Raw genomic sequence first — 13,898 nt, forward strand, 5'->3', positions numbered from 1 at the left:
GATTAGAACATCAGATTGTGACTTGAGGTAGATTTATAGTACGTCAGACTCAACGTTCAGATAGAATATGGGAGAGAAGGATAACCCGATGGTGGAATTTGTGACGTCGGAGGAGGATCGAGAGCGTTTCGACCGGCGCGACCGAGACGACCGGTCCGGCCGAGTTCGGGTGAGAGTGACGTTCACGGGAGAGTTCGTCACCCAACGGAAGACGAGCGTCGGCGACGACGTCGTCTGTCGGACGTCGTTTCGAGTGGCCGACGGCCTCGTCGACGTCGTCCTGCCGCCGGCGGCACACGGCGACAGTTTCGACCTGCTGACGGGCGCACAGTACACGGTCGATGGCTGGGTCGCTCGACCACCGTCGGCCGATGCCTCCGGAACTGGTGACGCCGGAGGCGTCGACCGGGCGGATGGACGTCCGATCGGCGACCCGGACGACGTACTGGTCGACGCAGCCGGTTCGCTCGGGGTGGACGGCTGGTTCGTCGTCGGCGAGGAGATACGACAGGGTGACCGGGGAACCACCTCCGACGAAGGGGAGGCGGACGATCGGTCGACCGAGCCTCCCCTCGACTCGCTCGAGGAGTTCCTGGCGCACGTCGAGACCGCGGTGGTGGTCCGGTGAGCGTCGACCTCGCCGGCGGCGACGACGTTCCGACCGACCACCCCGTCTCCCGCGTCTCGTTCCACCACGTCACCCTCCAGGCGGGAAACGAGTCGGTGCTCCTCCGGTTCGAGTACGAGACCAGAGAGCAGGCGGCGTGTCTGTTGGTAGACGCGGGCGACGGGCTCGACCTCGACTCCTGTCTCCGGCCGACCGACAGGCTCGCCGGAGTCTGTCTCACGCACGCGCACGCCGACCACTATCAGTCGCTCGACAGTGCGTTGGGGGACGACGTCCCGCTCTACACGTCGCCCGCGACGGCGGCCATCCTCGAGACCGTGCTCACCACCGCCGAGGACAGCGGGTTCGTCTCCGACGTCGACCGGGTCCTCGAAGCGACGACTGCGGTCGACGGCTGGGTCGACGTCGCACCGAACGTTCGTCTCCACCCGATCCCTGCGGGTCACGCGCCCGGCGCCGTCGGATTCGTCGTCCGGTTCCGCGACGAGCAGGGTAGTCACGACATGCTGTTCACCGGTGACTTCACACGCCGTTCCGTCGGCGGCTACCCCGGTCTCGACACGGATACCGTCCTCGACGTCGAGACCCTGTTTCTGACCGTCGCGACCGCGGACGGGGCGGAACGAGAGCTGACCGACGGCGTCGCCGAGGCCGTCGAACGAGCCCACGGCGGGGCCAGCGTGCTCGTCACCGCGAGTGGACTGCAAGGCGTCCAGTTGGCGGTGCTCCTCGAAGCCGTCTCTGCGGAACTGGAGCTCGACGTCCCGGTTCGGGTCGTCGGACAGGCGGCGAAACTGTACGAGAACCTCGGGTACGACCACGAGACCGTCCGAGCGATCCCGGAGTTCGAGCGGCCGCAGAGCTGTCTCGACTCCGGCGTCGTCACGATCGCCGGTCCGGACGTGCCGAGGGAGGGGAGCGCCAGTCGTCTCTACGGGTCCCTGCGCGACGACCCGAACGCCTGTCTGGTTCAGTTCGTCTCCTCGGGGACGTCGCCGATCACGGGTGGTGGATCGTGTACCACGTCCGTCTACGAGGGGGCGATGCACCCGACGAGCGACGCGCTCGATGCGGTCGTCGACGCCTTCGATCCGATCGAGGTCGTCACTGTCCACGAGCACGGGGGTGCAGGGAGCCGATACAACGACTGGGACTCGTGTGTCTGGTCCGCGACAGAGCGGGAGGAACTGACGCTCTACGACGACGGGCAGTGGCTGGCACCGCCGTGGACACAGACGGAGCGCGCGTGGGGGTCGAATCGGTCGCTGGAGTTCGGCGACCTCGTGGATGGTCAACTCGACGACGTCCCGCTCTCGTCGCTCGATCGGACCGAACCAGTCGACCTGAACGGCGAAGGACTCGACGCCGACCGACTCCGCCGCCGACTCCACGTCGAACAGCCTTCCGAACAGTCGACGACTACGACACCGATGACCGACACGACCGATCGTCACGACGAATCCAGCCGTACCGACAGTCAACGCTACTCGACAGTGAGTGCGCAGACCGACACGACGGGGACGCTCTCGACCGACTCGCTCGTTCCGAGCGGGATCGTCGCCCGACGCGCGTGGAACCGACTGGGTGACGACGCCGGCGACTCCGACCGAGAGACGCGATCCGAGGACGTCGGGAACGTCGACGACGCCGGTGACACCGGTAGTGTCACGGACACCGAGGACGGCAGCGACACCGACGACACCGGCAGCGTCGCGGCCACCGACGAGGAGAGGACCACCGACGAGGAGAGGACCACCGACGAGGAGAGAACTGCCGAAGCCGAGACTGTCGAGTCGGACGAGCGGTCCGTCGGCGAGAGCGAACGACCGGCCGGGACGACGTCCGAGGCCAGCGTTGCCGACGACGCCGCCACCGTCGCGCTCGACGTCGATCCGCTGCTCTTCGCGCTCGTCGAGCGCCAGACGGGGGCAGCGTCGGTCGCGACGTTCGTCACCGACGCGCTCGACTCGTACCTCCGGGCGCTCCTTCGACGGGGTGAGACGCCCGACGGAACGACCGACGCGCTCGACGTCGACGTCGCGTTCGGCGACCGTCTCGGGGAAACGCTCGCGGAAGCGACGGCCGACGAGGGCTACGGTTCGGTCTCGGCCACCGTGCGAACGGCCCTCGCCGAACTGCTCGGCGACGAGGCGACGCCGACCGTCACCGTCCCCGAGCGAGCACTCGAGGGCGGGTTCGTCGACGCCGCCGTCGCCAACGACGACTACGGCTTCGAGACGCGCCGCGAGTTCGTCGACGCCGCCGTCCTGTGGGCGCTCGACGAACAGTAGACGCGAGACCCACCGTCGGACGCTGAGAGCTGTTTTGGACGCGCTTTTTCCGGGTTGTAAAGATTTGATAGACAAGACATATTTGTCGGTTTTGACCGATTGTTCGGTTGTGACTAGTCGTACAGTTTGTATGGTTTGGATTGGATTGCCGGCAAAGTCGGCAAAACAGACGCACCTAGGTCAGAACAGGCGGATAGACCCTCTCCGTCCGAGTGGGTCGATCAGAACGTCAGGTCGAGCGACGCGGCGTAGCCGTCGACGACGTCCTCGAAGACGCCACGCCAGTCGACGGACAGCCACGCCTCGGCGACTCGGCCGTTCTCGTGGCGGTGCCGTCCCGACCCCTCGAACTCGATTCGCGCCCCGCTCGGTGGTACTCCGGCCACCGATCCGGTGTGTGTACCGTGGAAAACCCAGTTGGTGTAGACGAACGAGTCGTCGGCAGTCAGCGTCACCATCTCGATCTCGCAGTCCGGGAAGGCCTGTTGGAAGATCGAGACGAGGAGCCAGTACTCCGCTCGAGTGATCGTCCCCTTCACCGGAAACCCGTGTCCGCGATACGTCGGGGAGTAGATGTCCGTGATCGCCTCCAACTCCCGGTCGCCCCACACGCGGACGAAGTCTTGCCGGCTGATCTCCATCCGTCGACGAGCGTCGTCGGTCATAGCGGCGCTACCGAACGGTCCGAGATAGTGGTACCTATCGAGCGGTTCCACCGAACCGCTCCGAACGGCAGTCGCTCCGCCGGGCAGTTGCAGGCGGCCCGTCGGACGCGTTCGTCACCCCGCTGTGGACGACGTCGTTTCCGCCGACAACACCGTTAAGAGCCCCGAGTCGGTAGTGTACGATGTGTCCTATACTACACAAGTAACGGTCGGCGGGAGCTTCGACGAAGCGGTCGACACGACGGTCGCCGCGCTCGAAGACGAGGGGTTCGGCGTCCTCTGCGACATCGACGTACAGGCAACGTTCGAGAAGAAGCTCGGAGAGGAGTTCCGCCAGTACCGCATCCTCGGAGCCTGCAACCCGGGGCTGGCTCACGAGGGGCTGACCGAGGAGATCGACCTCGGCGCGCTGCTCCCCTGCAACGTCGTCGTCTACGAGACCGACGACGGCGACGTCGTCGTCAGTGCAGTCGACCCGAACCGACTCGTCGGCATCGCCGACAACGACGCGCTCGACTCCATCGCGACCGAGGTCCACGACCGGTTCGAGCGCGTCCTCGAGACGGTCTCGACCGAACTCGCGGGCTGAAGACGGACCGTACGCGGATTCGCGACTCGAGAGACGGGTCGTCTCGCTACGTCTCCTCGGAGAACCGTTCGTACCGGTCGCGGAACAGCGACTCGCAGGACGGACAGCAGAGATAGTAGGTCCGGTCGTCGGTCTCGATGGTGACCTCCTGTCCACGGATGGACTTCTCGCACTCGGCGCATTTGACTTCGAACCCCGTAGCTCCGAGTTGCGGACTCCACTCCGTCTCGAGGACGTCCCGGACCTCGTACGAGAGGAGCGTGTACTCGTCGAGGGCGTCGACGACGCGCTCGCGGAGTTGGGCCGCCGGGAGATGGACCAACAGGGTGACTCGTGCGTCGCTCGTCCGGATGAGATACTCGATGCTGTCGATCGCGCGCAGGTCGTCGACGACCGCCTCGATCTCGGTCGGCCGAACCTGCACGTCGACGAGGGTCGCGTTCGACTGGGTCAGTCGAGACCGATCGACGTCGACGGTGAACCGTCGGATGAGCCCCCGCTCTCGGAGTCGGTCGATCCGGTTGGAGACGGCCGGAGGAGAGAGATCGACCTCCTCGCCGATCGCGCCGTACGTCTGCCGTGAGTCCTCCACCAACAGTTGAAGGATCCGCATGTCGGTATCGTCCAGTTGACCCATATCTGTAGCCTACTCGCTCGTCGGAGGAAACAGATTGTGGCCGTCGAGCGCCTCGCTTACTGAACGACGTTAGCTGAGAGAGAGGGATACCGACGATTCGTTCGACGAAGCCCCGAGAGACAGAACGCTGTGAGCCACAAGTGGGGAAAAGGACCCGCCCGTCTGTTTAGATGCGATGTCACTGACCGATACGCTCTCGGAACTCGAGCATCTGAACGACGAACAGCGCGACTGTATCGAGAACTGCCTGCGAGCGGCGGAGGTCTGTGAGTACTGTGCCGACCAGTGTGTCGGCAAAGAAGGGATGGACGAGTGTATCCGTCTGTGCCGAGACGTCGCCGACGTGACCACGCTGCACGCACGCCTGATGGCTCGCGACTCCGACTACAGCAGCGACCTGGCCGAGGTCTGCGCCGACCTCTGTGAGGCGTGTGCCGAGGAGTGCGAACAGCACGACCACGACCACTGTCAGACCTGCGCCGAGGTCCTCCCCGACTGCGTGGAGACCTGTCGGAACATGGCCTCCGCGTAGATCGGCTTAGCGACTCACCGACTATTTTCTACCGCGCCGAAACCGACGGCTGTTCTTCGCGTTCGCGCTTCGTCACGCGTGGATCGCCCAGCGCAACGCCTCAGTTGCCCCGTTCACGGTCTCTGAATCGTCGTACGAGTCGTGAACGGAGTGTGCGAAAAGTTATGGAGATGCGTGTCGACTGTCAGCTATGCCCACAGAGCAGCCACGGAAGAGTCGCCACGAGGAGATCGACGCGATCGTGGCGGCGAAGGAGGGTGGCGTAACCGAGACACGAGACGAGGCCGACAAGTACACCGTCGTCGGAGCGGCGACGCGGGCGACCTTCGCGAACTGGTTGACGCCCATCGAGGAACACTTCGTCTGTCACAGGAACGATATTCCGGACGCCGACGCCGAGACGTGGACCGTCTCGCTCACCGGACACGCCGACGGACGACTCTCGGTGGACGACCTGAAGACCGACTATCCGCGGGTCGGCGTCGCACACACGATGGAGTGTGCAGGCAACGGTCGCGGCCAGCACCGACCGGAGACCGGAAGCGTCCAGTGGGGGTTCGAAGCCGCCGGCACCGCGTTCTGGACCGGCGTCCCCGTCAGTTCGGTGCTCCGGACGCACGGCGTCAAGTCGTCCGACGGCAGATGGCTCACCGCGATCGGTGGCGACCCCTCTACGGGTGACGACGTCTTCGCGCGGTCGATTCCGCTCGCGAAGGCGTTCGACGACTGCATCCTCGCGTACGAGATGAACGGCGAGCCACTTCCAGACGAGCACGGCTATCCGGTTCGACTCATCGTTCCGGGCTGGTACGGCGTCAACAACGTCAAGTGGGTCGAAGAGCTCCGGGTGATGGACGGGATGGTGACCGAAGGGTCGCTCGACCGCCCCGGCACCCACGCCTACTGGCAGCAGGAGGCCTACCGGATCCACCCCGACGGCGTCACCCCAGCGTCCAACGAGAGCGTCGATACCGTCGACACGTGGGCACAACTCGAGGGGGCGGTCGAACATCCCTACACGTTCGACGCGACGGTGATGTCGGTGATCGGGACGCCCACGGGAGACTCGACGACGACGGCACCGACGGACGAGACCGTCGAAGTACGCGGTGTCGCGTGGGCGGGCGACGACGCCGTCGAGCGCGTCGAGATCTCGACCGACGGCGGGGACAGCTGGGCCGACGCCGACCTGTTCGGGCCGGAATATACGGGTGCGTGGCGACTGTTCCGATACGACTGGGATCCAGAACCGGGGACGCACGTCCTGTACTCGCGGGGGACCGACGAGTTGGGCCGCCGACAGCCGGCGCGGATCTCGAACCCGGACGCGTGGCGAGCGGCACTCGACGACGACGAGTTCCCCTGGAACGCCGGCGGCTACGCCGCGAACGCCTACGAACCGAACGGGGTGACGGTCGACGTCCGGCGCTCGGACGACTCGGACTCGACCGAGCGAACCCAGTGACTCGGGGTCGAAATCAGAGATAAACCGGTAGAGACGATACTGTTCTCCTGGCATTTCGGATCGCTGTCGTGTGTCCGGTCGGCCTGTTCACGGTCGAACGGTGAGCCTCGGGTCACCAGTGCCTGATGGAAATTGTTTGACTGCCAAAACACTCTCGTACGGATCGACCGATTAGACCCCCTGGCCAAATGATTTAACGGTCTCGGCGTCGATAGTATTGGATAGAATGAGCAATACTAGTGTCGCTCCGTTGGAGGTCGCTCGAAGCGTCCACAAAGACGACGACGATCCCTTCGTTCTCGACGTTCGCAACGAAGAGGACTACGAGGAGTGGCAGATCGAGGGGAGTACGAACCTCCCCATCTACGACGAGTTGCTCGACCACGACTTCTCGACGCTGGAGGACCACCTCGACGAACTGCCGAAGGACGAGGAGATCGTCACGGTCTGCATCGCTGGCGTCACCTCGACGCGTGCCGCGAGTTTCCTTCAGGACCACGGCTTCGACGCGAAGTCCATCGACGACGGGATGAACGGGTGGGGACGCGTCCACCAGGCGTACGAACTCGACGAGGCCGACGGCGTCGTTCAGATCGTCCGTCCCGGAACGGGATGCATCTCGTACCTCGTCCACGACGGCGACGAGGCGATCGTCGTCGATCCGAGCCAGTACATCGACGTCTACCTGGAAGAGGCAGAGGAGCGCGACCTCGAGATCACGGGCGTCGCAGACAGCCACGCCCACGCGGATCACGTCTCGGGTGCAGGCCAACTCGCCGGTGAACTCGACGTCCCGTACTATCTTCACAGCGACGACGCCGGCGAACTCGACCGCGTAACCGAGATTACCGACGACGAGACGATCGCCGTCGGCGACCGCGAGATGGAAGTGCACTACACGCCGGGTCACACGCCTGGAAGCGTCTCCTACGAGTACGGTGACGCCCTGCTGTCGGGGGACACGCTCTTCCTCCGCAGCGTCGGCCGGCCCGACCTCGAAGACGGGTCGGAGGAGGCGATCCGGACGGCCGCCAGTCGGCTGTACGAGAGTCTCACGGCGCTCACGACGCTTCCCGACGAGACGGTCGTGCTTCCCGGTCACTTCGACGACGAGGAGGTCCGTCCCCTCGCAACCGAACTGGGCGAGCTGCTCGACGAGACGACGAACGAACTCCTGAGCTACGTCGAACAGGATGACGAGGAAGCCTTCGTCGAGACGATCGTCGAGAGTCTCTCGGACGAGCCGGCCAACTACAACGAGATCAAGCAGATCAACTGGGGGAAGGAACAGCCCGGTGGCGACGTCGAGGAACTCGAACTCGGCCCCAACAACTGCGCTGCGAACTGACGCCGCAGCGGTGTTCGAAGGGAGTTTCGTTTCCGTCGGTCGAGTCGTCAGACCGCAATCGACACGGACCTTCTCTACGCCGGTCGCGTCGTCAGACCGACCCGATCGATCCAACGGGCGTCGACGGTGCCGACTCGTAGATTCACGCTACGGACGGCTCAGAAATCGTCGAAGGCGCTGATCTGAAGGAGAGGCCAGAGGAGCTTTTGATTCTAAAGCGCTCGCCGTCGAAAGACACCTACACCACCGGGTTCGGAGCCGCATAATCGACGAGTACCCGGCGTCCGGCAGAGGAAGGTCCCGCTCGAAGGAGACGGAGAACTACTGCAGGCGCCGAAGATCTCGGACGTCGCCGACCGGGAGCGTCGCTCGGGGGTGTCGTTCCGCACGTTTGTAATCGTAGCCAGAACACACCTAAAAGCGCCGCCCGTAGCAAGAGACGAGTATGTCCGTTCGGCACTCGACTGTGCACGAGTCGACAACTCCGTTGGCCGCTGGCGGGTGGCTATCGGGCGTCGCCAAACAGATGGAACAGGCGTTCGCACCAGCGCGGGAAGTGCTCAAACCGATTCTCTCGGACCCCGTCGTCGTCGGTGCATGGGCGGTACTCGTCTTGCTCTCGGTCGGGGTCCTGTGGTGGGACCTCCGGAAGAACAACCAAACGATCGCATCGCTAATGCAGGCAGTCTGGACGCTCGTCGTGCTGTACTCTGGACCGTTCGGATTGACGATCTACTGGTACACGGGCCGAACGCAGATCTCCCACGACTCGCTGTGGCGACGTGGGTTCCGTTCGACCGCACACTGCTACTCCGGCTGTGGCGCCGGCGAGGTCGTCGGTATCACGCTCGCACAGGGGATCCTCGCGCTCACTGTCGGGTGGGTCGCGGCGGTCACCTTCGGGTTCGCGTACCTCTTCGGCTACGCGTTGACGATCGGCCCACTCATGCAGGATGGGGTGAGTTTCAAAGAAGCGACGTGGGACGCTCTCCTGAGCGAGACGCCCTCGATCACGATCATGGAGGTCTTCGCCATTGGAACCGACCTCTTGCTCGCTGCTGAGGCACACATGGGAGAGCTCCTGTTTTGGTCCGCGCTCGCGTTCTCGCTCTCCGTCGGGTTCGTCGTGGCGTGGCCCGTGAACGTCGCGCTCGTCCACTTCGGGGTGAAAGAAGGCATGAGCAACCCCGCGAAGATGGGGTCGGACTCGCAGGCCGCGGCGGGTGACTGAACGCGAAGCGTCCGTGACGAGCCGACCGACCGGCGCATCGCTACGCCCGCTGTCGACGTTCGCGGTGTGGTGACGAGTTCGAGTCGGCCGACGATTCGGTCGATGTCACTCGGTCCAACTGCTACTCGGAGTACCCTTCTTGGACGAACCGACTGCTCTCGTAGATGCCGACCAGTTCTTCGATGAGTTCCTCGTACGTCTGGTCCTCCTCGAGGTGCGTCTCGAGCCTCGCTGCGAGTTCGTCGTCGAGTTCGATAGTGACAGTCATGCTCAGACGTTGGCGGCGGAGAGAGATAACAGCGAGGGTGGGTTCGGCCGCCCGGTAGCGACGGCGGTAAACGTACTCGCCCAGAACGAACAGCCGAACCGAACGATCGTACTTATGGACGGAATTCATTATAATAGAAGACTGGGCCGCTGGCCCCACCATATATTATTTATTATATTATCTTTTGCAATATTCTTTGAAATTCGCCAATGGTCAATATAGGTCTGGTTAATATCGTTACTACCCAATTAATCCGATCTAATCGAGGCGAGCCGATGACAGAGTATTCAATGATTTCTATTAGATAGAGAGAGAGGGGGAGAGAGCGGCAACCAGCCGAAACGTGGGCCGACGTGGACGCATCGAAGGGCAGAGAGTCCGGACAGCAAATACCCCTCGAAGGGAACTACCGCTCACACTGGTAGTGATCGTCGACGAACTTCGATCGAACACCGGAGTAGGAGAGGGCGACTGGCAGGAAGACTATCCCGTAACGAGTACCCTCGTACCGTTTCAAGGGGTTTCCAACAGATCACTCCGCGACGAACGGTTCCCGCATCGCAGGTGTGAACGGGATCGGAGTCCCCTCGTCGTCGAAGTTCCCGTACTCAGTGATCCCCTCGATGCTGACGCGGTCGTCGCTCTCGAGGCGGTGGTGTACCCGAACCGTCTCGTCGGTGACGGCGCGAACGTCCGACTCGACAGTGAGCGTCGACTCGTACTGCACGGGAGAGACGAACTCCCAGCGCCAGTCGCGCAGGCGGAACGGTTGACTGTCTTCGCGGAGCGCGTCGAGGGTCGTCCCCGTCGACTCGAGGAAGCGTTCGAGTGCGACGTCGGCGAAGCGCGGATACTCCTCGAAGTACGCCAGTTCCGATCCCTCGACGTGCGGTCCGCGGACGTCGAAGGTTTCGGCGAAGGAAGGCCACGCTCCGTTCTCGCCGTCTGACTCACGTGGACCGACCTCGGGGTCGGTCTCCTCGAGCGCGTCGCGGAACGCCGTCCGTGTCGCCTCGGGGAGCGGTTGAGCGCCACCCTCCGGGGCGATGGTGACGTGGGTGATCCGCGCCGTCGCCAGCGGGTCGCCCTCGGCGTCGGTCATCTCGTAGAGCAACTCGACGCTGCTCCGGCCGACGGAGATCGGCGTCGTCTCGACGGTCACCGTATCGCGGAAGCCGGGGTAGCGGTGGACGCTCGTCGTCGCGACGACGGGCGCGTACGGGATACCGCCCGCGTCGACGATGTCCTCGAAGGCGTGATCGAACGCCTCGGTGACGACCTGCGTCGAGACGAGTTCCCAGTCGAAGAACCGTGCACCGTGGACGAGCGGACCGACGAGCTCGCCGAACCGGACGTCGTGGTTGTCGATGGTTCGCACACTCTGTGAAGCGGTAGGAACCGATAATAAATCCCCCGGCTCCGAGAGGTGAGAGTCGCTGGCGGGAACGGAGAGTCCGCGGCCATCGCCTCGGGTTGCCCCCGATAGCGCGTCCGGATCGTCATCGTCGTCACCTGTGCGACTTTCGCGACCTCTCGCTGGGCTTCTTCTCGTTGCGGAGCGGCAGGGCGGCGGAGAGACGATCTCTCGACTCGCCTCACTCGGGAGTGAACTTCAGCCCGTAGCGTGCGACGCCTTCGGTACTGTAGATGCGACGGAACCGACCGACGACGCGGTCGCCGACCGACACCGCGTCCGGGTCGCAGTCGGTCAACTGCACGGGGAACCGCGCGGTCTCTCCCTCGACCGCGATCTCGACGATGGCGACGGCGAACGGACCGTCACGTCGCTGGAGTTCGACGAACTCCGGCGGCGCACCGCCCTGTCCGATCGTCGTCACGGCGACGACCTCGCCGGTTCGGGGGAGTTCGACGTCGGTGAAGGTGACGCGCTCGTGACAGCGAGGGCAGGCACCCTCCGGCGGGAACGCGATCGCCCCGCACTCGGGACACCGTCCGGCGACGAGTCGGTATCGCTGTGGGACCGTCCGCTGCCACGAGGGGAGGCTGACGTGCGCACCGCCGCCGGCAACGTCCGTCTCCCCGAGCGTCCCACGCTCGCGCAGCGCGGTCGTGTACGAGACGTCCGTCCCGCCGTCGACGACGTCGTCGACACCGGTCGTGAGCGACTCCCGAGTCTCGAAGGCGAGTGCGGTCGCCGTCGCGCCGCTGCCGAAGAACCCGGCGACGGTCACGGACCCGGGGTCGCTCCCGTCGAGCGCCGCCAACAGCCCGAGCGCCGTCGTCGCCGTCCCGGCGTCGCCGACGTCGTCGACGAGCGTCCCGCGCTCGACGGTCTCTCCGCCGTACGGCAGTGCCCGTGCGATCCGGTGGGGGATGTCCGGCGTCGGCTGGTAGAGACTCGCGCCAGTGACGGCGTCGTGGTCGACGTCGAGCGCCTCGACGGAGGCGGCGACCAACTCGCGGATCGCCCCCCGTTCGTACGTCGTGATGCCCGGTTCGGCGACGGTCTCGCTGCCCCGCTCACGGAATCGGATCCCCGGTGCGTCGCGGGAGCGCGTCGTCGTGTCGAGGAGCGTCACCGCTCCGTCGGCGGCGAACAGGAACGCGGCGGCGCCGGCACCGACGCGTTGTCCCACCTCCGCGGGGTCTCCAGCGGGAGCGTCGGCGACGACGGCGAGTGCGGGACCGTCCGCCGTCGCCGCCGACCGCAGCGCCTCGGCCCCGGCGGCGGTGCTCTGGGTCGCCGTCTCGAGTCGGCAGTCGTCGGCGAGACCGAGCGCTGAAGCGGCCTGCGGCGCGAACTCGCCCTCTTCGAGCGGGGGCGTCGTCGTCGCGAGCGCGACGTGTGCGACGTCGTCGGCAGCGACGTCGCTGTCCTCAAGGGCGTCCCGCGCTGCGGCGACGGCCATCGTGAGCGTGTCCTCGTCGGCCGCCGGGACGGCCGCCCGCGACACCGGCGCGGAGGTTCCCCACGCGTCCCGAATCTCGTCGCCGGAGAGGCGCTGCCGCGGGACGTACGCGCCCGTTGCGACGAGGCCGCGGTGCGAACTCATCGCGCACCCCCGTCAACCCGCTCGAAGACGTGGACGGTGACGCCACCGCCGGAGCCACCGACGTTGTGTGTGAGCCCGACCTTTGGCTCGTCGACCTGCACGTGGGCCTCGCCGCGGAGTTGGGCGAACGCCTCGACGACCTGTCCGGTCCCCGTCGCGCCGATGGGATGGCCCTTGGACTTGAGGCCGCCGGAGGTGTTGACCGGGAGCTCTCCGTCCGGATCGGTGACGCCGTCGCGGAGGAGCCGCGGTGCCTCGCCGCGCTCACAGAAGCCCAGGTCCTCGTAGGCGACGAGTTCGGCGATGGCAAAGCAGTCGTGCACCTCCGCGAAGTCGAGGTCGTCGGGTGAGATCCCCGCCTCCTCGTACGCGCTGTCGGCGGCCGTCTGCGACGCCGGGATGCTGGTCAGCGAGTCGCGCTGGAACAGCCCGACGCGACCGCTGGCCGCCCCCGCCCCGGCGACGCGGATCGGTTCGTCGGAGAGTTCGTGTGCGATCGACTCGTTGGCGACGACGACGGCGCTCGCCCCGTCGGTCGTCGGACAGCAGTGATAGAGGTTCAGCGGCGCGGCCACGTCCGGGGCGTTCATCGCGTCTTCGAGGGTACACTCGAAGCCGAGTTGCGCGTGCGGGTTCTGCGCGCCGTTGCCGTGGTTCTTGACCGCGACGCGAGAGAGGTCCTCCTTCTCGGCACCGTACTCGCGCATGTAGGCACTGGCCATCTGAGCGTAGACGCCCGCGAACGTCGTTCCGGAGAGCCGTTCCCACTCCGTCTCGCCGCTCACGCCGAGCCACCACTTCGTGTGATCGGAGCTCATGTCGGTCATCACCTCGTAGCCGCCCGCGAGCGCAACGTCCGCCATCCCGGACCGGACGGCCATCACCGCCTGGCGGAGCGCGTACCCCGAGGCCGCACAGGCGTTCTCAACGCGCGTCGTCGGGATGCCGTGCAGCCCGAGATGTTCGGTCACAGCCGGACCGCTCAGCCCGAGCTGTCGACCACCGACGCCGAGCGTCCCGAGGAACGCCTCGTCGATCCGGTCGGTGTCGAAGTCGCCGTCGATACTCTCGAGCGCCTCGTCGAACGCGTCGTCGAACAGCGATCGGTACGTCTCCGACGGGAACGACCCGAAATCCGACTGTCCAGCGCCGATCACGTATGCATCGGTCATACACTATCGAAGCGGATAGACGACTAAAAAGTGTGGGCTCCGGCTGGATTTATACCCC

At 65.4% G+C, this 13,898-nt stretch carries 13 protein-coding genes; 7 read left to right on the forward strand and 6 right to left on the reverse strand.

Annotated elements, in window-relative coordinates; translation table 11 throughout:
* The first annotated feature begins 67 nt into the window (after positions 1 to 67).
* Together EOHIBHHM_RS24010 and EOHIBHHM_RS24015 are read left to right on the forward strand one after the other, a co-directional pair.
* Positions 68 to 628, forward strand: coding sequence for a hypothetical protein (locus EOHIBHHM_RS24010; RefSeq protein WP_497259328.1), 561 nt, complete (start codon positions 68 to 70; stop codon positions 626 to 628).
* Positions 625 to 2,919, forward strand: a complete 2,295-nt coding sequence (locus EOHIBHHM_RS24015; RefSeq protein ID WP_497259330.1) for an MBL fold metallo-hydrolase — start codon at positions 625 to 627, stop codon at positions 2,917 to 2,919. The genes EOHIBHHM_RS24010 and EOHIBHHM_RS24015 overlap by 4 nt, the downstream gene beginning before the upstream one ends.
* Positions 2,920 to 3,140: 221 nt before the next feature.
* Here the strand turns inward: EOHIBHHM_RS24015 and EOHIBHHM_RS24020 are convergent, their stop codons facing one another.
* Entirely contained in the window at positions 3,141 to 3,584 is a 444-nt protein-coding gene (locus EOHIBHHM_RS24020; protein ID WP_497259332.1) for an ester cyclase, read from the reverse strand.
* Positions 3,585 to 3,768: 184 nt separating this feature from the next.
* On the opposite strand from EOHIBHHM_RS24020, the gene EOHIBHHM_RS24025 reads away from it, so the two are divergent.
* On the forward strand, positions 3,769 to 4,173 hold the full coding sequence (locus tag EOHIBHHM_RS24025) for a DUF302 domain-containing protein (RefSeq protein ID WP_497259334.1): 405 nt from the start codon (positions 3,769 to 3,771) through the stop codon (positions 4,171 to 4,173).
* Positions 4,174 to 4,219: 46 nt separating this feature from the next.
* Here EOHIBHHM_RS24025 and EOHIBHHM_RS24030 read toward each other — a convergent pair whose 3' ends face one another.
* On the reverse strand, positions 4,220 to 4,810 hold the full coding sequence (locus EOHIBHHM_RS24030; protein WP_497259336.1) for a winged helix-turn-helix transcriptional regulator: 591 nt from the start codon (positions 4,808 to 4,810) through the stop codon (positions 4,220 to 4,222).
* Positions 4,811 to 4,985: 175 nt separating this feature from the next.
* Here EOHIBHHM_RS24030 and EOHIBHHM_RS24035 point away from each other — a divergent pair, with 175 nt between their 5' ends.
* The 4 genes from EOHIBHHM_RS24035 to EOHIBHHM_RS24050 all read left to right on the forward strand — a co-directional run bounded on the left by EOHIBHHM_RS24035 (position 4,986) and on the right by EOHIBHHM_RS24050 (position 9,386).
* The gene (locus EOHIBHHM_RS24035) at positions 4,986 to 5,342 is read left to right on the forward strand and encodes a four-helix bundle copper-binding protein (RefSeq protein WP_497259338.1); all 357 of its coding nucleotides are present in this window, start codon (positions 4,986 to 4,988) and stop codon (positions 5,340 to 5,342) included.
* A gap of 190 nt (positions 5,343 to 5,532) precedes the next feature.
* Positions 5,533 to 6,807, forward strand: coding sequence for a sulfite oxidase (locus EOHIBHHM_RS24040; protein WP_497259340.1), 1,275 nt, complete (start codon positions 5,533 to 5,535; stop codon positions 6,805 to 6,807).
* Positions 6,808 to 7,033: 226 nt separating this feature from the next.
* On the forward strand, positions 7,034 to 8,155 hold the full coding sequence (locus EOHIBHHM_RS24045) for an MBL fold metallo-hydrolase (RefSeq protein ID WP_497259342.1): 1,122 nt from the start codon (positions 7,034 to 7,036) through the stop codon (positions 8,153 to 8,155).
* A gap of 445 nt (positions 8,156 to 8,600) precedes the next feature.
* On the forward strand, positions 8,601 to 9,386 hold the full coding sequence (locus EOHIBHHM_RS24050; protein ID WP_497259344.1) for a DUF4396 domain-containing protein: 786 nt from the start codon (positions 8,601 to 8,603) through the stop codon (positions 9,384 to 9,386).
* A 121-nt stretch (positions 9,387 to 9,507) separates the two neighbouring features.
* Here EOHIBHHM_RS24050 and EOHIBHHM_RS24055 read toward each other — a convergent pair whose 3' ends face one another.
* The 4 genes from EOHIBHHM_RS24055 to EOHIBHHM_RS24070 form a co-directional block, all read right to left on the reverse strand.
* The gene (locus EOHIBHHM_RS24055) at positions 9,508 to 9,654 is read right to left on the reverse strand and encodes a DUF7557 family protein (protein WP_497259346.1); all 147 of its coding nucleotides are present in this window, start codon (positions 9,652 to 9,654) and stop codon (positions 9,508 to 9,510) included.
* A gap of 532 nt (positions 9,655 to 10,186) precedes the next feature.
* On the reverse strand, positions 10,187 to 11,032 hold the full coding sequence (locus EOHIBHHM_RS24060) for an acyl-CoA thioesterase (RefSeq protein WP_497259348.1): 846 nt from the start codon (positions 11,030 to 11,032) through the stop codon (positions 10,187 to 10,189).
* A 217-nt stretch (positions 11,033 to 11,249) separates the two neighbouring features.
* Complete coding sequence (locus tag EOHIBHHM_RS24065) at positions 11,250 to 12,668, reverse strand: zinc ribbon domain-containing protein (RefSeq protein WP_497259350.1); 1,419 nt, start codon at positions 12,666 to 12,668, stop codon at positions 11,250 to 11,252.
* Complete coding sequence (locus tag EOHIBHHM_RS24070; RefSeq protein ID WP_497259352.1) at positions 12,665 to 13,840, reverse strand: thiolase domain-containing protein; 1,176 nt, start codon at positions 13,838 to 13,840, stop codon at positions 12,665 to 12,667. The genes EOHIBHHM_RS24065 and EOHIBHHM_RS24070 overlap by 4 nt, the downstream gene beginning before the upstream one ends.
* Positions 13,841 to 13,898: the final 58 nt, after the last annotated feature.

This window comes from Halogranum roseipondis, assembly GCF_059695585.1.

What these genes read in the sequence shown, in the direction of transcription:
- EOHIBHHM_RS24010 (WP_497259328.1), top strand. Translation starts at nt 68, where the DNA reads ATGGGAGAGAAGGATAACCCGATGGTGGAATTTGTGACGTCGGAGGAG.
- EOHIBHHM_RS24020 (WP_497259332.1), bottom strand. Translation starts at nt 3,584, where the DNA reads ATGACCGACGACGCTCGTCGACGGATGGAGATCAGCCGGCAAGACTTC.
- EOHIBHHM_RS24030 (WP_497259336.1), bottom strand. Translation starts at nt 4,810, where the DNA reads ATGGGTCAACTGGACGATACCGACATGCGGATCCTTCAACTGTTGGTG.
- EOHIBHHM_RS24035 (WP_497259338.1), top strand. Translation starts at nt 4,986, where the DNA reads ATGTCACTGACCGATACGCTCTCGGAACTCGAGCATCTGAACGACGAA.
- EOHIBHHM_RS24040 (WP_497259340.1), top strand. Translation starts at nt 5,533, where the DNA reads ATGCCCACAGAGCAGCCACGGAAGAGTCGCCACGAGGAGATCGACGCG.
- EOHIBHHM_RS24045 (WP_497259342.1), top strand. Translation starts at nt 7,034, where the DNA reads ATGAGCAATACTAGTGTCGCTCCGTTGGAGGTCGCTCGAAGCGTCCAC.
- EOHIBHHM_RS24050 (WP_497259344.1), top strand. Translation starts at nt 8,601, where the DNA reads ATGTCCGTTCGGCACTCGACTGTGCACGAGTCGACAACTCCGTTGGCC.
- EOHIBHHM_RS24055 (WP_497259346.1), bottom strand. Translation starts at nt 9,654, where the DNA reads ATGACTGTCACTATCGAACTCGACGACGAACTCGCAGCGAGGCTCGAG.
- EOHIBHHM_RS24065 (WP_497259350.1), bottom strand. Translation starts at nt 12,668, where the DNA reads ATGAGTTCGCACCGCGGCCTCGTCGCAACGGGCGCGTACGTCCCGCGG.
- EOHIBHHM_RS24070 (WP_497259352.1), bottom strand. Translation starts at nt 13,840, where the DNA reads ATGACCGATGCATACGTGATCGGCGCTGGACAGTCGGATTTCGGGTCG.